Source organism: Undibacterium sp. 14-3-2 (assembly GCF_016595265.1).
Taxonomy (GTDB): Bacteria; Pseudomonadota; Gammaproteobacteria; order Burkholderiales; family Burkholderiaceae_D; genus Undibacterium; species Undibacterium aquatile.
The window spans coordinates 73,221-96,363 of record NZ_JAENGS010000002.1; the positions used below are offsets into that span (position 1 = coordinate 73,221).

At 49.8% G+C, this 23,143-nt stretch carries 25 protein-coding genes; 15 read left to right on the forward strand and 10 right to left on the reverse strand.

All coding sequences use genetic code 11. From position 1 onward, the window contains the following. Positions 1 to 8: 8 nt before the first annotated feature. The 3 genes from Undi14_RS04875 to Undi14_RS04885 are packed head-to-tail and all read right to left on the reverse strand — an operon-like array spanning position 9 to position 2,249. The gene (locus Undi14_RS04875) at positions 9 to 809 is read right to left on the reverse strand and encodes an adenosylcobinamide-GDP ribazoletransferase (RefSeq protein WP_200178385.1); all 801 of its coding nucleotides are present in this window, start codon (positions 807 to 809) and stop codon (positions 9 to 11) included. Then, positions 809 to 1,843, reverse strand: coding sequence for a nicotinate-nucleotide--dimethylbenzimidazole phosphoribosyltransferase (gene cobT, locus Undi14_RS04880; protein ID WP_200178387.1), 1,035 nt, complete (start codon positions 1,841 to 1,843; stop codon positions 809 to 811). The genes Undi14_RS04875 and cobT overlap by 1 nt, the downstream gene beginning before the upstream one ends. Before the next feature lie 7 nt (positions 1,844 to 1,850). Further along, positions 1,851 to 2,249, reverse strand: a complete 399-nt coding sequence (locus tag Undi14_RS04885) for a diacylglycerol kinase (RefSeq protein ID WP_186883272.1) — start codon at positions 2,247 to 2,249, stop codon at positions 1,851 to 1,853. 316 nt (positions 2,250 to 2,565) lie between these two features. Here Undi14_RS04885 and Undi14_RS04890 point away from each other — a divergent pair, with 316 nt between their 5' ends. After that, positions 2,566 to 3,345 carry an IclR family transcriptional regulator gene (locus tag Undi14_RS04890; RefSeq protein ID WP_186883271.1) on the forward strand — a complete coding sequence of 260 codons (780 nt, stop codon included), beginning with the start codon at positions 2,566 to 2,568 and terminating at the stop codon, positions 3,343 to 3,345. A 106-nt stretch (positions 3,346 to 3,451) separates the two neighbouring features. On the opposite strand, the gene Undi14_RS04895 is transcribed toward Undi14_RS04890, so the two are convergent. The 5 genes from Undi14_RS04895 to tkt form a co-directional block, all read right to left on the reverse strand. Further along, positions 3,452 to 3,910, reverse strand: coding sequence for a cache domain-containing protein (locus Undi14_RS04895; RefSeq protein ID WP_186883270.1), 459 nt, complete (start codon positions 3,908 to 3,910; stop codon positions 3,452 to 3,454). 243 nt (positions 3,911 to 4,153) lie between these two features. Then, positions 4,154 to 4,837, reverse strand: coding sequence for a signal peptidase I (gene lepB, locus Undi14_RS04900; protein WP_200178389.1), 684 nt, complete (start codon positions 4,835 to 4,837; stop codon positions 4,154 to 4,156). Between the two features lie 179 nt (positions 4,838 to 5,016). After that, positions 5,017 to 6,033 (reverse strand): type I glyceraldehyde-3-phosphate dehydrogenase, encoded by a 1,017-nt coding sequence (gene gap / locus Undi14_RS04905; protein WP_186883268.1) that lies wholly within the window; start codon positions 6,031 to 6,033, stop codon positions 5,017 to 5,019. A gap of 67 nt (positions 6,034 to 6,100) precedes the next feature. Then, entirely contained in the window at positions 6,101 to 6,709 is a 609-nt protein-coding gene (locus Undi14_RS04910; RefSeq protein ID WP_200178391.1) for a GNAT family N-acetyltransferase, read from the reverse strand. Between the two features lie 5 nt (positions 6,710 to 6,714). Further along, positions 6,715 to 8,724, reverse strand: a complete 2,010-nt coding sequence (tkt, locus tag Undi14_RS04915) for a transketolase (RefSeq protein ID WP_370589912.1) — start codon at positions 8,722 to 8,724, stop codon at positions 6,715 to 6,717. Between the two features lie 147 nt (positions 8,725 to 8,871). Between tkt and speE the strand changes: the two genes are divergently transcribed. Genes speE through Undi14_RS04940 form a run of 5 tightly spaced genes read left to right on the forward strand, consistent with a single transcriptional unit; the run spans position 8,872 to position 12,907 of the window. Continuing rightward, complete coding sequence (speE, locus tag Undi14_RS04920) at positions 8,872 to 10,131, forward strand: polyamine aminopropyltransferase (RefSeq protein WP_200178393.1); 1,260 nt, start codon at positions 8,872 to 8,874, stop codon at positions 10,129 to 10,131. Positions 10,132 to 10,144: 13 nt separating this feature from the next. Beyond that, positions 10,145 to 10,612 (forward strand): hypothetical protein, encoded by a 468-nt coding sequence (locus tag Undi14_RS04925; RefSeq protein ID WP_200178394.1) that lies wholly within the window; start codon positions 10,145 to 10,147, stop codon positions 10,610 to 10,612. After that, a complete protein-coding gene (locus tag Undi14_RS04930; protein WP_200178400.1) occupies positions 10,612 to 11,745 on the forward strand; it encodes a glutathionylspermidine synthase family protein in 1,134 nt (377 codons plus the stop codon). The genes Undi14_RS04925 and Undi14_RS04930 overlap by 1 nt, the downstream gene beginning before the upstream one ends. A gap of 4 nt (positions 11,746 to 11,749) precedes the next feature. Then, positions 11,750 to 12,157, forward strand: a complete 408-nt coding sequence (locus tag Undi14_RS04935; protein WP_200178402.1) for a DUF350 domain-containing protein — start codon at positions 11,750 to 11,752, stop codon at positions 12,155 to 12,157. Positions 12,158 to 12,181: 24 nt separating this feature from the next. Beyond that, entirely contained in the window at positions 12,182 to 12,907 is a 726-nt protein-coding gene (locus Undi14_RS04940; RefSeq protein WP_200178404.1) for a 16S rRNA (uracil(1498)-N(3))-methyltransferase, read from the forward strand. A 54-nt stretch (positions 12,908 to 12,961) separates the two neighbouring features. On the opposite strand, the gene Undi14_RS04945 is transcribed toward Undi14_RS04940, so the two are convergent. Then, a complete protein-coding gene (locus Undi14_RS04945) occupies positions 12,962 to 13,204 on the reverse strand; it encodes a DUF3079 domain-containing protein (protein ID WP_200178405.1) in 243 nt (80 codons plus the stop codon). Positions 13,205 to 13,490: 286 nt separating this feature from the next. Between Undi14_RS04945 and Undi14_RS04950 the strand changes: the two genes are divergently transcribed. From Undi14_RS04950 to dut, 9 genes are all read left to right on the forward strand, one after another. After that, positions 13,491 to 14,144, forward strand: coding sequence for a DUF5610 domain-containing protein (locus Undi14_RS04950; protein WP_234030428.1), 654 nt, complete (start codon positions 13,491 to 13,493; stop codon positions 14,142 to 14,144). Positions 14,145 to 14,560: 416 nt separating this feature from the next. After that, entirely contained in the window at positions 14,561 to 15,697 is a 1,137-nt protein-coding gene (locus Undi14_RS04955; RefSeq protein ID WP_200178406.1) for a class I SAM-dependent methyltransferase, read from the forward strand. A 109-nt stretch (positions 15,698 to 15,806) separates the two neighbouring features. Beyond that, complete coding sequence (locus tag Undi14_RS04960) at positions 15,807 to 16,019, forward strand: hypothetical protein (RefSeq protein ID WP_200178408.1); 213 nt, start codon at positions 15,807 to 15,809, stop codon at positions 16,017 to 16,019. Between the two features lie 205 nt (positions 16,020 to 16,224). Beyond that, positions 16,225 to 17,205, forward strand: a complete 981-nt coding sequence (locus Undi14_RS04965) for a bifunctional riboflavin kinase/FAD synthetase (protein WP_200178410.1) — start codon at positions 16,225 to 16,227, stop codon at positions 17,203 to 17,205. A 52-nt stretch (positions 17,206 to 17,257) separates the two neighbouring features. Continuing rightward, entirely contained in the window at positions 17,258 to 20,131 is a 2,874-nt protein-coding gene (ileS, locus tag Undi14_RS04970; protein ID WP_200178414.1) for an isoleucine--tRNA ligase, read from the forward strand. 55 nt (positions 20,132 to 20,186) lie between these two features. Next, positions 20,187 to 20,318, forward strand: a complete 132-nt coding sequence (locus tag Undi14_RS18380) for a hypothetical protein (protein ID WP_255520370.1) — start codon at positions 20,187 to 20,189, stop codon at positions 20,316 to 20,318. 53 nt (positions 20,319 to 20,371) lie between these two features. Continuing rightward, the gene (lspA, locus tag Undi14_RS04975; protein WP_200178416.1) at positions 20,372 to 20,890 is read left to right on the forward strand and encodes a signal peptidase II; all 519 of its coding nucleotides are present in this window, start codon (positions 20,372 to 20,374) and stop codon (positions 20,888 to 20,890) included. Between the two features lie 18 nt (positions 20,891 to 20,908). After that, entirely contained in the window at positions 20,909 to 22,111 is a 1,203-nt protein-coding gene (gene coaBC, locus Undi14_RS04980; RefSeq protein ID WP_200179202.1) for a bifunctional phosphopantothenoylcysteine decarboxylase/phosphopantothenate--cysteine ligase CoaBC, read from the forward strand. A gap of 47 nt (positions 22,112 to 22,158) precedes the next feature. Beyond that, positions 22,159 to 22,608: a dUTP diphosphatase gene (dut, locus tag Undi14_RS04985; protein ID WP_200178417.1), complete on the forward strand. Its 450-nt coding sequence runs from the start codon at positions 22,159 to 22,161 to the stop codon at positions 22,606 to 22,608. Between the two features lie 200 nt (positions 22,609 to 22,808). On the opposite strand, the gene Undi14_RS04990 is transcribed toward dut, so the two are convergent. Next, a complete protein-coding gene (locus tag Undi14_RS04990; RefSeq protein ID WP_186883257.1) occupies positions 22,809 to 23,087 on the reverse strand; it encodes a hypothetical protein in 279 nt (92 codons plus the stop codon). Positions 23,088 to 23,143: the final 56 nt, after the last annotated feature.

Consider the following 23,143-nt stretch of genomic DNA (forward strand, 5'->3'; position numbering starts at 1 on the left):
CCACGTCGCTATGTATTTACACTGACAACGCGTGCCAGTACACCAAGATAAAATGCAAGTTCCGACAGTTGTTGCACGGCCCCCAGACAATCGCCGGTATATCCGCCGATTTTTTTGAAAAATACGCGTGCAAGCCAGAAACTCGCCAGCAGCATTAAAATTAGCGCAGGTAAAAGACGATCTATCATCAAAGGGTGCCAAAGCAAGATGACTCCTGCAGGCAACAAGACTGTGAGACAAGCGATACCGAACTCATTCGACGTCATCTGTTGCGCCAGCGGCTTCGCCTTCCCTTCCTGTCTCGCGTAACTGAGCAGCCAGATCAGACTGCAGGAAAATAAGCGCGACAACGGATGTGCCAACAACAAGGAGGGCAAGACCAGCACTGTCGGCAAGCTCACCAGCACGATAAATTTACACAACAACATCAGACACATGCCAATCGCACCATACGCGCCTATGCGTGAGTCCTTCATGATCTCCAGCACCCGTACCGGTGTCATCCCACCGCAAAACCCATCGCAGACGTCGGCAAACCCGTCTTCGTGAAATGCACCTGTCAATAAAATACTTGCCACCATGGACATCAGGATTGCGACAGCGGCTGGCCACCACAACGATGCAATCGCATAGGTACTGGCCGCAACCGCACCAACTACCCAACCGACCGCAGGAAAATAACGAGAAGCATGGTGCAGCCAGGCAGGATCAAAGCCCACCCAGCCCGGAATAGGAATGCGCGTAAAAAACTGCAGCGCAATAAAAAACAAGCGCAACTGATGCAGCACGTGCTGTCCTAACAGCGTCATCAGTCAGCACTCTTTTCACTGACTTGCGCAGAACCAAATGTCGCCATCTGATTCAGGAAGTTAACTGCCGCCTGCACCATAGGATAGACCAGTGCCGCACCGGTGCCCTCGCCTAAACGCAGATCGAGTTTCAGTACAGGATCAACCTTCAGCGCTTCCAATAAACGAGAATGACCACTTTCGTCAGATTGATGGGAAAACACGCAGTAATCGAGAATATCCGGTTGCAGTCGTGCCGCGACGAGCAAAGCACTGCTGACAATGAAACCGTCGATCAGCAAGACCTTACGGCGTGCAGCCGCTTCCAGCATAGCCCCAGCCATCGTCGCAATTTCGAAACCACCAAAACAAGCTAAGACGTCAAGAGGTTCGGTCACACCTGTGTGCAGCGCAACAGCAGCTTCAATGACCTTTTGTTTATGCCGTATGCCATCAGCAGATAATCCAGTACCCGCCCCCACACAATCAGCTACCGGCAGCGCCGTCAGTTTATGCATCAACGCTGCCGCCGCCGTCGTGTTGCCGATACCCATTTCACCAAAGCCAAGCACGTTACCGGATAAGGCTGCAACCAGTTCCCGCCCATTCTGTATAGCCAGCTGACATTGCTCCGGTGTCATCGCTGGCTGCTGTGCAAAATTACGTGTGCCAGAGGCGACTTTACGGTGAATCAAACCATTTCTCTCACCAAACTCATGATTCACGCCCCCATCGACAATCTGCAGCGCAATATTATTTTGTCTGGCAAACACGTTAATTGCCGCACCGCCGCTGAGAAAATTTTCGACCATCTGCCAGGTGACATCTTGCGGAAAGGCTGAAATTCCCTCTGCAACAACACCGTGATCGGCGGCAAACACAATAATGGCCGGGTCATACAAAACTGGTGCCGTGGTTTGCTGTATTAAGCCTATTTGTAAAGCCAGTTGCTCAAGGCGCCCCAGACTTCCCAACGGTTTGGTTTTGTTATTGATTGCATCGCTGAGTGTGCTGGCAAGCGTGGCGTCGTTCGTCGTTAAAATTGTAGGTAACATGTTTTTCTTATGGGTAAAAGCGATTCACTAAAATGACAGCCCAGGTACCGACTGCGATAAAAAATGTCAGTAATACGGCGGCACTGCCAAAATCCTTGGCATTTTTTGACAAGGTATGCCGCTCAAGGGAAACCCTGTCCACCACCGCTTCGACGGCGGAATTCAATAATTCAACAACGAGTATCAGTAATAACACCGAAATCATCATCAATTTCTCAATTGCCGTTACTGGCAGACTCAACGCGACAATGACACCGACAATAACCAGTACCAATTCCTGACGGAATGCATGTTCGTTGATCCAGGCTGAACGAAAACCATCAATCGAATAAAAAAATGCCGAAAAAATGCGTCGCAAACCACTTTTACTTTTGAACTCGCTGATCGGTTGTTCCTGATCTGACATCGTTATCCCTTGTGAGAAAAAAACGGAGGAGCCATATCCTGCTCCCACCTTGCCGCCGGATTTTACATGACAAAGCTTCACACTCCATTTCAAAATGATGACGAAAATCACTTTTCTGCGGCATGGTTTGAAATAAACATGCGAGCCTGTTCAAGCCCAAAAGATTATTTTTTCGACACCCCAATCATATCGTTTGCAGCGAATTTGCATCGTTTTTTACTAAATTTGCGGCTCAGCTTGTCTTTTCATTGTCGAGTCAATGACGATTTTTTCACATTGTGGTATAACTTAAATATTGCACTGCACCACCGAGATTATGAAAAACGACGCTCCAGCTTCAGAAAAAACCTCCATACAAGTTATAGAACGCATGGTTTCTCTGCTTGATGCGCTTGCGCATTATCAAGATCCGGTCAGTTTGAAAGAGCTGGCATCTGAAACGGGCTTGCATCCGTCTACCGCTCACCGGATTTTGAACGATCTGGTCAAAACGCGCTTCGTTGATCGCGCCGATACAGGTTATTACCAGTTAGGTATGCGTTTGCTTGAACTTGGCAATATCGTCAAAAGTCATCTGAACGTGCGAGAAACCGCGCTGGAATTTATGCGTACCTTGCACCGGCAGACAAATCAGACGATCAATCTGTCTGTGCGTCAGGGGGATGATATCGTTTATATCGACCGTGCTTTCTCTGAACGCTCCGGCATGCAAGTTGTCAGAGCCATCGGTGGCCGTGCGCCATTACATCTGACATCAACCGGCAAATTATTTTTATCTCTGGATGAGCCGAAAGCGATACGGGCTTACGCAACACGTACCGGGCTATCTGGCCACAATAAAAACTCCATTACGGATCTTTCCAAACTGGAAAAGGAACTTGCAGAAGTTCGTCAAACCGGTTATGCCAAAGATAACGAAGAACTGGAATTGGGTGTGCGCTGCATGGCTGCCGGCATTCACGACGACAGCGGAAAAATGATCGCTGGTCTGTCGATTTCAGCACCAGCCGATCGTTTGCAAGAAGACTGGAAAAACAATTTAATGGAAACTGCGCACCAGATTTCTGCTGCGCTGGGATATAAAGGTCCACGCTGAGCAATGTCAGATCAGCATTAAAGAACAACAATAGAATAAAAAAAACAGCGCTGATCCAGCGCTGTTTTTTATTGATGGCGAACAGAAGAATCGCCGATGCTATGACTTATTTATACGCACCGCATCCAAGAAAGTAATCGTCATTTTTTTCAAAATAACTGGATTTTGTTTCCAAGCCCTTGGTTACAGGATTCGGCCACTGATAATCAATCCAGCCGTCATTCTTCGTTTTAAGAGCCGCAATCATTTCCTTGATAATCGGTTTTCCCTCAACCTTCAAATCCAGCAAATTTTTGCCGATCATCTTTGGATTAGCGCCATGTGACAGACTGATGCCGTTCATATCGTAGACAAACAGATACAGATCCCGGTCGTGGAAATCTTTGTTGGACGCATCATTAAAATCGGCAAACGCTTTTTCTTTTCCAACCTTCTTGATGTGAGCAATTCCTTTTTTGACTAAGGCCTGCGCCTCCGCCGTCGAGCCACGCTCATCTTTTGCCATGGCTGTGGTCATAAAAAAGCCCATTACGGCCAACAAAAATAGCTTACTCATTAATTTCATGTCTTATCTCCTGATGACGCCCGACCTGATGCCGATGCATGGTTGTTATGTTGCCTTACCGTTCAAATGATTAATGAGTTGTTGCTTGCAGTCCAGTATTAGTCACTGTGCAGCGCAATAAATCTGTCGTACTTTTGATTGTTTTCACAAAAATATACATTCCAAAAAGAACGGCCAATGCACAACGTCAGCAGTGAATCCGGAAATCGGGCATTACAGTCAATACCAGACTTCAGACCTCTTCTACAGTTTTGCGCCAAATCGCTCGATACGAGGCAAGTAATAATCATCGCCATTCAGAGAAAACATTAAACGCCTCACCTGGCCGGTAATCAGTTCACGTTTAACAAAACCGATGTAGCGCGAATCTTTGCTGTTATCACGATTATCTCCAAGCATCAGGTACTCGCCATCAGGCACGCGAACCGGGCCAAAGTTACGCATAGATGCGCGTTCAGGCATCACAATGATGTGATGATTGAGGCTGCCAAGCTGCTCTTTATACACTTGCTGCAGCCCGCCATATTCGCGTTGTGGTGTCAGGTGATCGGCAGTTGCAAGTTTTGTCGGCTCATAATTGGCTGCCTGACCGTTAATGAGTAAATGCTCATCACGCATTTCAACCACATCGCCCGGGATTGCGATCAGGCGCTTCACCAGCCGGGTACCATCTTCCGGGGATGAAAAAGTCACGACATCGCCACGCTGTGGATCAGACACATGCTTGAGAATGACATCAGTTAAAGGCAACTTGATATCGTAAGCGATGCGGTCACAAATCACTCTGTCGCCCTCAAGCAGGGTCGGATACATGGAGCTTGACGGCACAAGGTAATAATCAGCAAGAGCACCACGTACCAGCGCCATCCCTAACATGAAAACGATAAAGCCTTTATTCTGTGAAAACAATTTCTTCAATTTCATCATACGGCTCCTGTTATGTAATGATTGCTGTGATGTGTCGCATTTCTACAGAGTAGGCAGTAGTTACACAAGGCTGCTCCTGTCATCTTGCATTGAACTTTGACAAATTCAAGTATTCTGAATTCGTTGGACAAAAAAATACCCCGAAAGTTCGGGGTATTTTTTGAAATCAAAACGCAGAATTATTTTGCGCTCATCAGTGCAACAGTCGTGTCGAGCATACGGTTGGAGAAGCCCCACTCGTTGTCATACCAGCTCGATACTTTTACCAAACGGCCGCCGTTTACTTTCGTCAATGTTTCGTCGTAAGTGGAAGATGCTGGGTTGTGGTTGAAATCAACCGACACCAGTGGTGCTTTGTTGTAGTCCAGGATACCTTTCAAGGCGCCTTCGGATGCGTCTTTCAAGACTTTATTGATTTCTTCTACTGTCGTATCGCGTTTTGCGATGAAAGTCAGATCAACCACAGAAACATTGATGGTTGGAACGCGCATTGCGTAACCATCCAGTTTGCCGTTCAACTCTGGCAATACCAAACCAACTGCAGCGGCTGCACCTGTTTTGGTTGGAATCATGCTCATCGTTGCAGAACGTGCACGACGCAGATCTTCATGCATCACATCTGTCAATACCTGGTCATTGGTGTAAGCATGGATGGTTGTCATCAAACCGCTTTCGATACCGATCGCGTCGTTCAATGGTTTTGCCAATGGTGCGAGGCAATTCGTTGTGCAGGATGCATTGGAGATCACAGTGTCTGTGGATTTCAACACGCCATGGTTCACGCCATAAACAACGGTTGCATCAACATCTTTACCGCCTGGTGCGGAGATGATGACTTTCTTTGCGCCGCCAGCCAGATGGGCAGAGGCTTTTTCTTTGGTTGTGAAGAAGCCGGTACATTCCAGCACGACGTCAACATTCAACTCACCCCAAGGAATGTTCGCAGGATTGCGCTCTGCAAATACTTTGATCTTGTCGCCATTGACGATCATGGAGTCGCCTTCAACCACGACGGTGCCAGGGAACTTACCGTGGGCTGTGTCATAGCGTGTCAGGTGAGCATTGGATTCTGCATTACCGAGGTCGTTGATCGCGACGATCTGGATCTCGTTCTTGAACTTACCACCTTCATAGTGAGCGCGAAGGATGTTGCGGCCGATACGGCCATAGCCGTTGATTGCGACGCGAATCGTCATGGTTTTATCTCCAAAGGACTAAACAACAATAAAAGAACAATAAAAATCAAACTATTTTGCAAAAATCTCAGTGTACTGCACTCGATGTCGGCATCGCATGCACCGATGCCATCAGCACCGATAAATCGCGCCAGCCGTAACCGACTTCTTTCAAATCGATGCCATCCCAGGTAAATGCCTGTTCATGCAGTAAAGTAGCACCCAGATCTTCGTAAAAATTGCGGGCAATGGCATTACCTGAAATCACCCAGACCAGCAAATTATCAGCGCCCTGCGCTTGCAATGTACGGGCGACCTTTTGCAGCAGACGACGACCAATGCCAGAACGCTGCCAGACCGGACGCAGATAAATTGCGGTCAATTCTGCGCGCATTCCCAACTTAGGCTCTGGCAACAACATACCAGACGCGAATCCGATAATGTGCCCTTCGCTTTCAGCAACGTACACGCACACGCGGTCACCTGCAGCAGGCAAGGCTTCCAGTATCTGCTTCCAATGCAGGAAGCTATCTTCAATACGCATCTGATCCAGATACGTGTCCGGAATCATGCCGCGGTAGGTGGTTTGCCAGCTTTCCACACGCACGGCGGCGATTGCTTCTGCGTCCGCCACAGTAGCACGACGCAGACTGACTTCTTTGATAAGGCTCACAGTGCTGTCAACTAAATCTGTCATCGTACTCAAGCCAGCGTCGCCTTGACCTTGGCGACCACATTTTCAACTGTAAAGCCAAAATACTTAAACAAGACACCTGCCGGAGCGGATTCCCCAAACGTGTCGATACCGACGACAGCACCTTCCAGACCAACATATTTGTACCAGAAGTCCGTTACGCCAGCCTCAATCGCAATACGTGGCAAACCCTTGCCCAACACTGCAGTCTTGTACGCAGCATCCTGACGATCAAATACATCTGTCGATGGAATAGACACCACACGCACTGCAATACCCTGTTCTGCCAATGCGGCTGCGGATTTAACGGCCAGCTCGATTTCAGAACCGGTTGCGATCAGCACCGCTTTCGCATCTGCTGCATCTTGCAGAACATAGCCACCACGCTGAATGTCAGCGATCTGTTGTGCTGTACGCTCCTGATACGGCAAATTCTGACGCGAGAAAATCAAGGTCGATGGGCCGTCATTGCGTTTAACCGCATGCGCCCAGGCCGCAGCAGATTCCACGGTATCGCACGGACGCCAGTTATCCAGATTCGGGATCAAACGCATACTGGAAACGTGCTCAACGGATTGATGGGTAGGGCCATCTTCACCGAGACCGATAGAATCATGCGTGAACACAAACAGCGTACGGATTTTCATCAGCGCTGCCATGCGAATCGCATTGCGGCTGTAATCTGAGAAAGTCAGGAAAGTCGCGCCGAAAGGAATATAACCGCCATGCAAGGCGATACCATTCATGATCGCGCTCATGCCGAATTCGCGCACACCGTAATTGATATGATTACCGGCCTGATTACCACGTACCGCGACGCATTCTTTCCAGTTAGTCAGGTTAGAACCGGTCAAATCGGCAGAGCCGCCGAGGAATTCTGGCAGCGATGGAGCAAACGCCTGAATTGCATTCTGGCTCGCTTTACGGGTAGCGATATTTTCTTTTTTCTCGACGCAGGCGGCGATGGCATTTGCCACGACCTCATCAAAATTCGCTGGCAAATCACCCTTCATACGGCGTGTCAGTTCAGCTGCTTTGTGCGGGAACTGTGCAGAGTAAGCTGCAAATTGTGTATTCCAGTCAGCTTCAGCTTTGGCGCCGTCTGCTTTCGCATCCCAAGCGGCGTAAACGTCTGCCGGTATTTCAAATGGAGGATATTCCCAACCAATGTTAGCGCGTACTGCAGCAATTTCTTTATCGCCCAACGCTGCGCCATGCACATTGTGCGTGCCTTCCATGTTAGGAGAGCCTTTACCGATCACGGTTTTGCAGCAAATCAGCGTTGGTTTGGCCGATGTTTTTGCGGATGTAATCGCAGCATCCACCGCTTTTGCATCGTGACCATCAACCGCACGGATGACGTTCCAGCCATACGCTTCAAAACGTTTTGGCGTATCGTCGGTGAACCAGCCTTCTACGTGACCATCAATCGAAATGCCATTGTCATCCCAGAACGCGATCAGTTTATTCAATTGCAGCGTGCCGGCCAGTGAGCAAGCTTCGTGTGAGATACCTTCCATCAGGCAGCCATCGCCCATAAAAGCGTAAGTGTAATGATCAACAATCTTCAGATCACCCTGATTGAATTCGGCTGCCAATAATTTTTCAGCCAGCGCCATACCGACTGCATTGGTAATGCCCTGTCCCAACGGGCCCGTCGTTGTCTCCACACCCGGCGTGACATGCACTTCCGGGTGACCGGCTGTTTTCGAATGTAATTGACGGAAATTTTTGATTTCATCCATAGACAGGTCGTAGCCTGTCAGATGCAGCAAGGAGTAATGCAGCATCGAACCATGTCCATTCGATAGCACAAAACGGTCGCGGTTAATCCATTGCGGATTCGATGGATTATGACGGTAATGGCCTTTCCACAATGCCACAGCAATATCTGCCATGCCCATAGGCGCGCCCGGATGACCGGAATTAGCTTTTTGTACTGCATCCATAGACAAGGCACGAATTGCGCTTGCCATCTTAGTGATTATTGCTGGCTGGAGAGATGAAATCATGGCGATAGAAGGTATAGATGAGGAAACTGGTCAGTGAGCATGTTAGCGAGCGTCTTTGAATAAACGACATTCAAGGCTCTGCAAAGCCCGTTATTTTACCAGAGCACGGCGTCACACAATACAATTGCGACTTTTACATTACACGCTGAAACCATGGAAGGCTTACATCTGACCGCCGATTGCTTTGATTGCAAAGCAGATACCGAGTTTTTTCTGTGTCAGGAACAATTAAGCAAATTACTGACAAAGATAACAATAGAAGCAGGACTGACCATCGTCGGACAAAAATATCACTCATTCAGCAATCCAGATGGCGGTGCAGCCGGCGTGACCGGGACTTTATTACTGGCCGAATCGCACGTCGCCATTCACACCTGGCCGGAAAAAAATGCCGTGACGCTTGATGTCTATGTCTGCAACTTCCATCAGGACAACTCCGAAAAAGCCAGATACATCGTCGATAGCCTGATACGACATTTTCAACCGGATACAGTATCTCGCCAGCAGATTACCCGCGGACAAATGACCTCGGCAACATCAGGAACAGAGACACTTTCAACTGAGCGACTAAGTTCATCCACTTTTTACAGCACACGAACCACACCATTACTGCAAACCCGCAGTCAGTTTCAACAGATAGAAATCGCTGATAGCGCCGACTTCGGTAAACTCATGCGGATTGACGGCGCAATGATGACTTCTGAAAAAGATGAATTTTTTTATCATGAGAGCCTCATCCATCCGGCTGCGATTACGCACCCAGCCCCCAGAACTGCACTGATTATCGGTGGCGGCGACGGTGGTTCATGCAGAGAGCTGCTAAAACATCCCAGCCTGGAAACGTTGACCCTATGTGAAATTGACCCCGCTGTCGTCAGCATATCGAGAGAGTATTTGCCTGAAATTCATCAGGGAAGTCTTGATCACGTCAAGGTCAGACACATTCACGCAGACGGTTTTACTTACATACGAGAATGCGGCGAACTGTATGATTTGATTTTCCTCGACCTCACCGACCCACAGGCACCTGATGGCAGCACACTCGCGGCGACTTGTATTACGGAAGAATTCTTTCAAACATGCGCGGCTAAATTGAAAGATAACGGCATGTTGGTGATGCATCTCGGCAGCCCCTACTACCACCCACAACGTTATTGCGACACCTTACGAAAACTGTTCGTCAGCTTTCCGGTCGTGAGACCTTATTCAGTGTTCATACCTTTATACGGGGCATTATGGGGAATGGCAATTGCGAGCAAGAGTATCGATCCAACAGCACTGGGCGCGTCAACGGTAAAGCAAAGAATCGAACACCGCCAACTTAAATTGCTAAAATATTACAATGATGAAGTACATCATGCGCTGTTTGTATTGCCAAATTTCATGCGCAAACTGATGCCAACCACGAGCTGAAACAGGAGAAAAAGTGAGCGCAGGAATAAGAAAGCCACCCCGTAAAAAAAGAGTCGGCCATGCATTACCTTTATTACTGGCAACGTCGGCCAGTCTGACGGCATGCAGTGACAATCGTCCACAGGAATTAACAACCATTCGCGATCAATATCAAAGCCTTGAAGATTGTCGCAAAGACTGGCGCGAAAGAAACGCATGTGAAGAGACAACAAACACTAACCTGAACCACATCAGCGACACAGGCTCAAGCGCAGCGCACTATACGGGTGGAGGTTCCGCGGGTGGCTATCATAGTATGGGTTATGGTACATATTACGGCCCTCACTACACACCGGGAAACCGCGAAACAGCGCAACGAAATTTCGGCGTACACAACTCGCAAGGTGCACAACCTGATCACGCAGTGGGGCGAAGTGTAAGCCGCGGCGTCAGTCGTGGCGGCTTCGGTGGAACGGCTCATGGTCACTCAGGAGGCGGATAATGATACGCACCTCACTGACGCCAAGAGCAGGCTGGCAACAACAATTTGATAGTCTGGGGTTCAGCTATCACTCGATTGATGGTTTGTATTGGGACGAACGCTATGCCTACTGCTTTAACTCTGAACAAATCGACGTACTGGAGCAGGCAACACTGGATTTACATCAGATGTCGCTGCAAGCGGTGGATCATGTTATGCGGCACGGCATGCAAGATCGTTTCGCGATTCCGGCGCAATTCTGGTCGCTCGTTGAAGAAAGCTGGCGTGAAAAGGAGTTTTCACTTTATGGCCGGTTTGACCTGAGCTGGGATGGTTCCGGCGCACCTAAGATGCTGGAGTACAACGCAGACACTCCCACCGGGCTGGTCGAATCCAGTGTCGCGCAATGGTACTGGTTGCAAGATGTCTTTCCTGATGCAGACCAGTTCAACTCTTTACATGAAAAACTGATTACTCAATGGAAAAAATTCTCCGGCAAAGGCTTACTCCACTTCACCTGTGCAGCGGAAAATGAAGAGGATGAAGGTAACCTTTCCTATCTTCGTGACACCGCTATCCAGGCGGGTTTTGCAACGAAACAATGTGCAATTGAGCAGTTGGGCTGGGATCAGAAACAAGGTGTATTTGTGGATGACGCTGATATCAGCATCCAGAATTTATTTAAACTTTATCCTTGGGAATGGCTGTGTCGTGAAGAATTTGCAGCGCACTTACTAACCCGCCCAATGACCATCATTGAGCCCGCCTGGAAAATGATTTTGTCGAACAAAGCCATTTTGCCAGTTTTGTGGGAACTGTTTCCGCATCACCCAAATCTGCTGCCCGCCTATTTTGATGCATGGCGCATCAGCGGCAATCACGTCAAAAAACCTTTGTATTCACGTGAAGGTGAAAATATCTCGATTTACGCCGACGGTGAAGTTCTACATACTACCGGGGAATATGGTGCGGAGGGGTATGTCTATCAGGCATATGCGCCGCAACCAAAATTTGACGACGGCATCACACCCGCTTATACCTCCATAGGCGCATGGGTCGTCGGTGATGAAGCCGCCGGTATAGGCATCCGGGAAGACGAAACATTAATCACCAAAAACACCAGCCGTTTCATCCCTCACTACTTTATCGACTGACACCATGAGCGAACATTTACTGACTTACGCCCTGCCCGCATTTATCAGCCACTTTATTTCATCCATTATTTTATTGCTGCTATTTGTCACAATTTATATCAGGATAACCCCTTACAAAGAAATCACGCTGATACGCTCTGGTAACATGGCTGCCGCCGCCAGTTTATCCGGTTCAATGCTTGGTTATAGCATCGCCCTCGCATCAGCAATTGCCAATAGTGTGAATCTGCAAGATATGCTGATCTGGGGTTGTATTGCTTTACTAGTACAACTGTTAGCGTATTTCGCTGCCAGAGTCATGTTACCCGGACTAGTCCTGGACATACCGGAAAATAAAGTCGCCTCAGGTATTTTTCTTGGCGCTATCAGTCTGAGCATGGGCTTACTCAATGCAGCCTCTCTGACATATTAATGAACTCAATCGGTCTTTAAAGTTATGCCACGTTTTTTCTGCCCTGCGCCTCTTTCCATTGGTAGCGTGATTGATTTGCCGGAAACGGTAGCACATCATGTTTTTGTTTTACGTCTGCAAACCGGAGACACCATACAACTGTTTAACGGCGAGGGCGGCTGCTATGTTGCCAGCATCGCCGATATCGCGAAGAAAAGGGCAAGTGCAGAACTGAAAGTATTTTTACCCGAAGAAGTTGAACTGCCTTACAGCCTGACGCTGGCGCAAGCCTTACCGGAAGGCAGCAAGATGGATTGGATCATAGAAAAAGCGATGGAGTTAGGAATCTCGTCGATTCAACCGCTCGCTTCACAACGCTGCGTCGTGCGCTTGTCGGCAGAACGGGCAGAAAAAAAACTCAGTCACTGGGAAGGCATCATCGTCGCCGCTGCCGAGCAATCCGGTCGTAATCGACTTGCGCATCTTTCGGCACCGCTGGATCTGGGAAAATGGCTGGGGCAACAGGATATACATCAACGGATCATGCTTTCCCCGCGTGCCGATCAATCGCTGGCCGAATGGACAAAACATCGCGCTCCGCAGGCGGTCAGCTTACTGATAGGTCCTGAGGGCGGATTTACTGAAGAGGAAGAAGACATGGCGACCAGACAAGGTGTAATCGCATTGTCAATGGGACCACGAATTCTACGCACAGAAACTGCCGGTCTGGCGGCCATCGCGGCGATCAATGCAGCATGGGGCGGAATGTAACCTCAAAAATGTGAGCAATACCAGCTAGTGCTATTTTTATTGCTATTGTTATTGTTAAACGCGTGTGTGGATATCGGTATTCACAGTGGCATCGGGGTTATCGATCTTGTCCACAGGAACAATCTCGATCACCACCTTCGGTTCCCACGCCTGCCAGTCGTCGCCAAATAATTCAGCAAGATGTGCAGTGCGATCGGCACCATTTCCGCAACGCATAGCATCGGCTGGGCAGTACTCATCACAACCCCAGCAGATACGCTCAGGATTCTTGGGTTGCACAGGAAACTTTTTTGCCATCGTCGCCACCGTTTCAATGCCTTAGTTGCATCTTACCCTGTCCGGCAAGACACTTCCTTGATCCAGGACTAGTTTTGGCAAGACTCCACCATCTGGTCACAACAAACACCTTAGCAATCGGGGAAACGTGAGCTTCCATGCGCAAGAGGTAATACGGAGACGATCCACGTTGACACAGCACAAAGTTGCTTAAAAATAAGTCACAAGAAAGTTATAGAAACGGCGTTTTCTGTCGTTAAGCAAAGACAGAGGTATTCGTCTCTGAACTTATTCTGAGGAGCGCAAAATGGATCTGAGTGTATCGGGCGTCAACACAAGTACGCCGACAGTATCTGCAAAACCATCAACGACCGTCAAACGAGCAGATAGTAATGGCGAGAATGCCAGCAATGCCGTCGCGAGCGACAAAGTCAGCCTCGATTCCAGTTCCGCCGCAAAAGACTCGCCGGTCTATGCAGATCCGAGAACCAAGACATCCTCAAGCTCGGATGTAGCCGCTGCAGTCGAAGAAGCCAATCGCAAGGCGCAACAAATCACGGATTTAATTAAATCTGCAGTGCAGCAGCAAGGTTTACAATTATCCAAAGTTGTCAGCGGCGAACAAAAAATCACTGCGTCGGCCGACGACATCAAGGCGGCGCAGGCAGCGATTGCCGACGGCGGTGAGTTCAGTGCACAAAAAACCGCAGAGCGCATTCTGACCTTTGCCAAAGCCGCCATCGGTGGCGATCCGGCGAAATTGCAGAAAATTCGCGATGCCGTAGAAAAGGGCTTCAAAGAAGCCGCCGATATCCTTGGCGGCAGCCTGCCAGACATCAGTCAGCAGACTTTAAAAGCAGTTCGCGCAGAATTTGATCGCTGGCAATCACAAGGCTTACCGACTGGCGATACGGTCAGTTTATCGTCCCCGACGCAAGCATCGTCGGACATTAAAAAATAGCATTCATTACATAAAAAAAGCCGCTGCCGTCGAGATGATGGCAGCGGCTTTTTTTATTCTTTCTTTTGCTATGTCAACACAGCCTCATGCAGAGATTGACGTTGAACATGCCAAATGCTTCGCAAGGCTGCCTGCAATCTCCTTATTTCTGTTTCCATATACTGGGAGGGAGTATCTTTAAAAACAGGCTGATTGTCCCATTAAAATAGGGGTCATTAAAATATACTCCCCCCCAATAAAAACTACCGACAGTATCGCCGTATCCAGCTTCCGTGCGGTCGCATCACTCTTACGTTGTTGACGAGAATACACTGAAGGCGACACTTTGTTTGCTACACTGCCGGCTCAGGTACAATCGCGCCCCCGGCACGCGACCCAGCGCGCAACATCACTATTCAAAAAAGAACAGGCTCAGCATGAATTTACCTTCTATACAATTGCAATGGACAGAAAACGACGAAATACGCAGTTGTCGCTGGCATGCTGAGAATGGCACACCGCCACCAAAGCGGGTGCAGATCGCCGATGACCGCATGAGTACAGAAGTCGCCTACAAGCTGGCGTGCGAGGGAACCGCCTTGTTGTGGCGCGGCGATTTTCAGAATGCCAAACAATTATTACAGGCGCTCGCCCGTCGCATCGACAAGAAACCCGCAGCTAAAAAAACAAAAGTGGCAGCGACTGCCGCCGACGCCTTCCATTTGCACCGCCAGGCGCAATCCCAGCGCGCGCGGGTGCTGGCCATGGTATTGATTCCATTCGAGGCGGATTACCGCATTCCCCTGCGCCGTGCGCCAGATGTTGTTACTGCCTGCACTGAAGCCTATGGCGCATCAGACGGAGCGTTTATTACTTCATTACGTGAATTACTCGGCATCATCGGCGCCCATGAATGGCGTAAAAATGGCGTGGACATTGCGCCACTGGGCGCAAAAATCCAACCGCATTACGGCGTGTTTTCTCCGGTACGCGGTGAATATCTCGATCTGTTGGCAAAAGCGCCTTTGCCCTCGACCGAACTGGCATTCGATATCGGCACCGGTACCGGGGTCGTCTCGGCATTGTTGGCAAAACGTGGTATCAGAAAAATTGTCGCGACCGACCTCGATCCGCGCGCCCTGTGTTGCGCCAGCGACAATTTCGAGCGGCTTGGGCTAACAACACAAGTCGAATTGCAACAGACAGATTTATTCCCTGCCGGTAAATCTCCATTAATTGTCTGTAACCCGCCGTGGTTGCCAGCACGTCCGAATTCCGCTATCGAACACGCCATCTATGATCCGGAAAGCCGCATGTTGCGTGGCTTTCTGGCCGGTGTTGCCAACCATCTGGAAGCCAATGGCGAAGCCTGGCTGATCATGTCCGATTTTGCCGAACATCTGGGCTTACGCACCCAGACTGACCTATGGGACTGGATAACAGCTGCCGATCTCGTTGTCGCAGGCAAAATGGATATCAAGCCACGTCACCCTAAATCCACCGACAGCAGCGACTCCTTGCATGCGGCAAGGGTCAAAGAAGTGACTTCATTGTGGCGTCTGAAATTAAAATAAACCGTGACATCGTCATCACACGTCGGTAATTCTGCATCGGTAAATCACCATCAGTCATTAACAAGCATCATTCTTAACTTTGATTTCGTACGCACAACAACTCACCATCATGAATAAACCAGCCCGCATCCTGACCTTCAAATGTAAAAAATGCAGTAAATCTGTTCAGGTATTTTTGCAAAAAGTCTCCGCCTGCTCGCACATACAACCCTATCAGGGCATCTGCACCTGCGGCGAAGTCATGAAGCACGCAACCGGTAACAAAGAGGCGGTCGATTCTTACCTGAGTTCAAACGACGTCACCTGGTCACATCACCACTAAAATTGGACAAAGCCTCCGTGCCCCACCTCCATCGCAAGCAGCCGTTGCAAGGCAAGAATCAATATGAGCGTTAGAGAAATATGTGCGATGAATGCAAAGAAAGCGTCCAGAAACGCACGGAATCCATCCGGAATTCGCGTTTTACACGGCTGCTATGAGCGAAAGCATTTATAATCTACCGCTTTGCAGCAGTTTTCTGGACACAATGAAGGTATTTCGCGGACTTCCGAATGCAGCCTCCCGTGCCGCTTGTGCATTGGCGATAGGTAACTTTGATGGGGTACATCTTGGTCATCAGACTTTGCTTGCCCACCTGCGCGACGCCGCTGACCGTCTCGGTATCGAGGCTGCAGTGATGACGTTTGAACCACATCCCCGCGCATTCTTTGCCAAACTTGCTGGCGATTTATCGAAAGCACCTGCACGAATTGCCAATCTGCGTGACAACCTGACTTCGCTACAAAACGCCAATGTCGATCGCGTGATCGTCGAACATTTCAATGCCCATTTTGCCTCACTGTCGCCGCAGGACTTTATAGAAAAAGTGCTGGTCGAAGGTTTGCACGTGAAATGGCTGATGGTGGGTGAAGACTTCTGCTTCGGTGCCAAACGCGCCGGCAGTATCGCGATGCTGGAAGCTGCAGGCAAAATCCACGGCTTTGAGGTCGTGACTTTAGCTTCGGTGCAAAATAAAGGCGTCAGAATTTCCTCCTCGGCCGTCCGTGCTGCGTTGGTGCAAGGTGACTTTGACGAAGCCCAGGCATTGCTGGGCCACCCTTACCGTATTTCTGGTCATGTGATACACGGGCAAAAACTTGGCCGTACCATCGGCTTTCCGACGCTGAATTTACGCATCGCGCATCATCGCCCTGCCCTGACCGGTATCTTTATTGTGCAAGTGCATGGCCTCGCCGATCAGCCGCTGCCTGCCGTCGCCAGTCTGGGCGTGCGTCCGACTGTGGATGATAGTGGCCGCGTGCTGTTGGAGACGCATGTGTTCGACTACAGCGGCAATGCTTACGGCAACATCGTACAGATCGAGTTTTTACAGAAACTGCGTGACGAAGAGAAATATAGTGATCTGGAAACGCTGACAGCCGCGATTCAGCGTGACGCCGATCAGGCGCGTGCTTATTTCGGAGTAACGACACGCATACCCGCCAGTAACGCTACTGACCGAATTTGAAGAAACACCGCACGGTTTTTCTTCTCCCTCTCTCTTTACAAGAAAATTCATCATGTCTGAAAACAAAGCGGCTAAATCTGCCAATAAATATCCGGTCAACATGACCGAAACCGCCTTCCCTATGCGTGGCGACCTCGCCAAGCGAGAACCTAAATGGGTCAAGGAATGGCAGGACAAAAAAATCTATGAACGTGTGCGCAAGGCTGCTGCCGGTCGTCCAAAATTCATCCTGCATGACGGCCCACCATACGCCAATGGCGATATCCATCTGGGTCACGCCGTCAACAAGATATTGAAAGACATGATCATCAAAGCCCGCACTATGGCTGGCTTTGATGCTCCTTATGTACCTGGCTGGGATTGCCACGGTATGCCGATTGAAATTCAGGTCGAAAAGCTGTTTGGCAAAAACCTGCCAGTGGCCGAAGTACATGCCAAGGCGCGTGTATATGCGAATGAACAGATAGAAAAACAAAAGGCTGGCTTTATCCGGCTGGGTGTTCTGGGTGAATGGGATAATCCCTACAAGACCATGGCCTTTGGCAATGAAGCCGATGAATTGCGTGCGCTCGGCAAATTGCTGGAAAAAGGCTATGTCTATCGCGGCCTGAAGCCAGTCAACTGGTGTTTTGACTGCGGCTCTGCACTGGCTGAAGCTGAAGTCGAATACGAAAACAAACGCGATCCATCCATCGATGTCGGTTTCCCGTTTGCAGGGGCTGAAGAAAACGACAAACTGGCTGCAGCCTTCAAACTGGATAAGCTGCCACTGGATAAAGGCTATTGCGTGATCTGGACCACAACACCGTGGACCATCCCGTCGAACCAGGCATTGAACATGCATCCGGAAATCACTTACGCACTGGTCAAGACCCAGCGCGACGGTGAGGACGTCCTACTGATCCTGGCAAAAGACCTGGTCGAAGCCTGCCTGACTAACTACGGACTGACTTGCGAAATCGTCGCCACCTGTCTGGGTGCAGATTTATCCGAAATTAAATTTAAACATCCGCTGGCGGCAATGGATGCGGGCTATGACCGTTTTTCTCCGGTCTATCTGGGTGATTACGTCAGTACCGAAACCGGTACCGGCGTGGTTCACTCTGCACCAGCCTACGGTATAGAAGATTTCCAGTCATGCAAAGCGCATGGCATGAAAGACGACGACATCATCGCTCCTGTGATGGGTGATGGCAGATTCGCGTCCAGTCTGCCTTTCTTCGCTGGTATGACAATCTGGGAAGCGTCCAAGCCTATCTGCGAAAAACTGAAAGAAGCGGGCACATTGTTCTCGCTGAAAATGTTTGACCATAGCTACATGCATTGCTGGCGTCATAAAACGCCGATCATCTATCGCGCCACGTCCCAATGGTTTGCCAGCATGGACAATACGCCCGCAGCGGGCGGCGACAGCCTGCGTCAAACCGCATTGAAAGCCATCGATGAAACAGCATTCTTCCCCGCGTGGGGTAAGGCCCGTTTACATGGCATGATCGCCAACCGCCCTGACTGGACCTTGTCACGTCAGCGTCAATGGGGCGTGCCTATGGCGTTCTTCCTGCATAAGGAAACCGGCCAGCTGCATCCACGCACGCCAGAATTGCTGGAACAGGTCGCACTGCGCATGGAAAAAGAAGGTATCGAAGCCTGGCAAAAAATCGAAGTCGCTGATTTGCTTGGCGACGAAGCAGATATGTACGTCAAAAACCGCGACACGCTGGATGTCTGGTTTGATTCCGGCGTAACGCATCAAACTGTCTTACGTGGTTCACATAAAGAGCAATTGCAATTCCCTGCTGACCTGTACCTCGAAGGTTCGGATCAGCATCGCGGCTGGTTCCACTCCTCGTTGTTGACTGCATCCATGCTGGATGGACGTGCGCCTTACAAAGCCTTGCTGACACACGGTTTTACTGTCGATGGCGAAGGTAAAAAAATGTCCAAATCTTTGGGCAATACCTTAGCACCGCAAAAAATATCCGACACACTCGGTGCAGACATCCTGCGCCTGTGGGTCGCGTCGTCTGATTATTCCGGTGAACTGTCGATTTCTGACGAAATCCTGAAACGTGTGACGGAAGCCTATCGCCGCATCCGCAATACCTTGCGCTTCTTGCTGGCGAATACGTCGGATTTTGATGCCGTAAAAGATGCAGTCGCGATCAATGATCTGCTGGAAATCGACCGCTACGCAATCGCCAATATGGCAGCGTTGCAGAAAGATATCCTGGCACATTTTGATGCGTTTGAATTTCACCCTGTGGTCAGCAAATTGCAGTCATTCTGCTCAGAAGACCTCGGTGGTTTCTACCTCGACATTCTGAAAGATCGTCTGTACACCAGCGGTACAACGTCGCATGCGCGTCGTTCCGCACAGACAGCGATCTGGCATATCACGCAATCGTTGCTGCGTCTGATGGCACCGATGCTGTCGTTCACTGCGGAAGAAGCATGGCAATTCTTTGCCGCAGCCGATGCCTACAAAGACAGCGACGAAACCATCTTCACACAAACCTATTACCAGTTACCGGAAATCGCCGATGCTGCAGCCTTGCTCGGCAAATTCAATACCTTGCGTGCAGTGCGTACGGATGTGACCAAACAACTGGAAGAAGTACGTGTATCTGGTGCGATCGGCTCGTCATTGCAAGCAGAAGTCGCAATCAAAGCTGCAGGCGACAAATTTGCGGTACTGAGTAGTCTGGAAGACGATTTGAAATTTACCCTGATCACCTCTGCTGCCACAGTTGAGCAAGTCGCGACAGAGGCAGAAGAAACAGTCGTCGTGACGCCGTCCAAATATGAAAAATGCGAGCGTTGCTGGCATTATCGTGCTGACGTTGGCAGCAATCCAGAACACCCTGGCTTGTGTGGCCGCTGCGTCAGCAATTTGTTTGGTGCCGGTGAAACGCGTCGTTTCGCGTAATTTTCAATACAGAGAAACAAGATGGGTTTGAACATCATCTGCCCGTCTTGTTTAAATGAAGGACAGACGCAAAATTGTTCCGGCGATGCATGGTGACGCAGGCGTCACACCTGATGTGACAACGCGCCATCGTGCGAGCGCGGCGATGTTGCGTAAGTCGGCAAATGAAACTGCTTTAATTTTCTGATATCGCCTGCTTTCAGGTAAGGTTACGCCCATTCTCTTCTTTTCAGACTATCCATGGCTACCAAAAAACGTTCGAATTTCTCTGCTGGCTCAGCTACTTCAGGTTCCTCCCTGATACCCTGGCTGGGCCTGGCGACGATCATTATTCTGTTTGATCAGGTCAGTAAAATCACCATCACCAAATTATTCGCGTATGCTGAATCGCTGAGCATTACCTCGTTTTTTAATCTGACGCTGGTCTATAACAAAGGCGCGGCGTTCAGCTTTCTGGCTGCGGAATCTGGCTGGCAACGCTACTTCTTTACCGCGATAGGGCTGATTGCAGCGGCGTACATTACCTATCTTCTGAAACGTCACTCAACGCAAAAACTGTTTTGTGCTGCACTGGCGATGATTATGGGCGGTGCGCTGGGAAATGTGATTGACCGCCTGTTGTATGGTCATGTGATTGATTTTCTGGATTTCCATTACCAGGAGATTTATCACTTCCCAGCTTTCAATATTGCCGATAGCGCGATTGTGGTCGGCGCAGCCCTGTTCATTCTGGATGAATTGCGTCGCGTCAAAAAATAAGGAGTGCTGAACATGGGTCTGCGACTGGCTGGAAAAAAAATTGTGCTTGGCATGACCGGTGGCGTCGCCTGCTACAAGGTCGCTGAATTAACAAGGGCATTAGGTAAAGCAGGCGCTCATGTACAAGTCGTGATGACGCAGGCCGCAACACAGTTCATCACACCTGTGACGATGCAAGCCTTGTCAGGCAATACCGTGTTTACCGATCAGTGGGATGCGCGCATTCATAACAATATGCCGCATATTGATCTGACGCGCGATGCCGACGCGATCATCATTGCCCCCTGCAGCACCGATTTCATGTTCAAGCTCGCCCATGGTGCGTGTGACGATTTGCTGTCCACGCTGTGCATAGCCCGGCCTCGTCACGTTCCTTTACTGATCGCCCCGGCAATGAATGTCGAGATGTGGCAAAACGCGGCGACACAACGTAACGTCGCTCAGATTGAAGAGGACGGCATACAGGTTCTGGGGCCCGCTGCAGGCGACCAGGCTTGTGGCGAGACCGGCATGGGACGCATGCTGGAGCCTGAGCAATTACTCACGGAAATCATCGCGGCATTCCAGCCGAAAATACTGGCTGGTAAGCACCTGCTCATCACAGCAGGCCCAACCTTCGAACCTATCGACCCGGTGCGTGGCATCACCAATTTATCTTCCGGAAAAATGGGTTACGCGATTGCGCTTGCTGCCTGGGAAGCCGGTGCACATGTGACCTTGATATCAGGCCCGACCGCTCTCGAAGCGCCGCATGGCGTGCGCCGCATCCACGTACAGACCGCGCTGCAAATGCATGATGCCGTGCTGAAAAGCCTCGCACAACACAAGCAGGATATTTTTGTTGCCGTCGCGGCCGTGGCCGATTGGCGCGTTGCCAATGCAAGTGAGCACAAACTGAAAAAAACGCAGCACGATGACACGCCACAACTGGTGTTTGCACAAAACCCGGACATTCTGGCCACCGTTGCCGCGATGCCCGGCGCGCCTTACTGCGTCGGCTTTGCAGCAGAGTCAGAAAATCTGCTGGAATACGGTGCCGCGAAACGTATCAAGAAAAATATACCGCTGTTGGTGGGCAACATCGGTCACCACACGTTCGGCAAAGACGACAATGAACTTGTCTTATTTGACGAGCACGGTCACACCGCGCTGCCACGTGCTGACAAGCAAACGCTGGCAATTCAGTTGCTGGCTGAAATCGCGCGACGCTTGCCACATTAATTAAACAAACTGTTCGCCTCACTTACATTTTCTTTTTCTGAGTTTTTATGAAAAATATCGATCTCAAAATTCTTGATCCCCGCATGAAAGACTTGCTGCCGAGTTATGGCACACCGGGCAGCGCAGGGCTGGACTTACGCGCCTGTCTGGACGAGTCTGTCACGATACAACCGGGTGAAACAGTATTGATTCCGACCGGGCTGGCGATCCATATCGCGGACCCGGCTTATGCCGCAATGATTCTGCCACGCAGCGGCATGGGCCATAAAAATGGCATCGTACTGGGAAATCTGGTGGGATTGATCGACTCTGACTATCAAGGTCAGCTGATGGTCTCGACCTGGAATCGTGGACATAGTGCGTTCACGTTGAATCCTATGGATAGGCTGGCGCAATTAATTATCGTTCCTGTGGTGCAGGTCGGATTTAACATCGTGGAAGAGTTTGGCGGCAGCGAACGCGGTGACGGCGGTTTTGGCAGTACCGGCAAACATTAAGCAACAGGACGCCAGAAATAAATATACTCCCCCCTGTTTTTTATATTTTCGCCTTTATCCCCGCAGGAAATAAGGGCTCTGAAATATACTCCCGGGAGTATATAAATGGGTAAATACGAAGCTTTGAACGTGTAAACAACATCAACAGCGTCCCTGCCCTCGGCGGCAGAGCAAATAAAAACCGGAGCAAGCTCCGGTTTTTATTTTTTCATTTTGCGGCTACGACCTGCGGATTCGCGCAGTAAGGTGTAATTCCAGGAGTCTTCATGTGGCCCGGAATCCAAAGTGACACAGATCAGAAATGTGTCATCTTCACCTTTAATCCGGCGACCGATTGCCGTATATTTTTTCCCTGCGTCACGCCGGTCATATACATCGACCTCTACTTCTTTGCCTTCCAGTGCAGCTGGCGACAATACAGCATTAATCGTTTTAGTTGTGTAATCCAACACATACAATGGTACGACAAAACTACCCATTATGATCTCCCGAGTGTGAACACCGCACATCAGTTATACACACAGCGATCAGTACG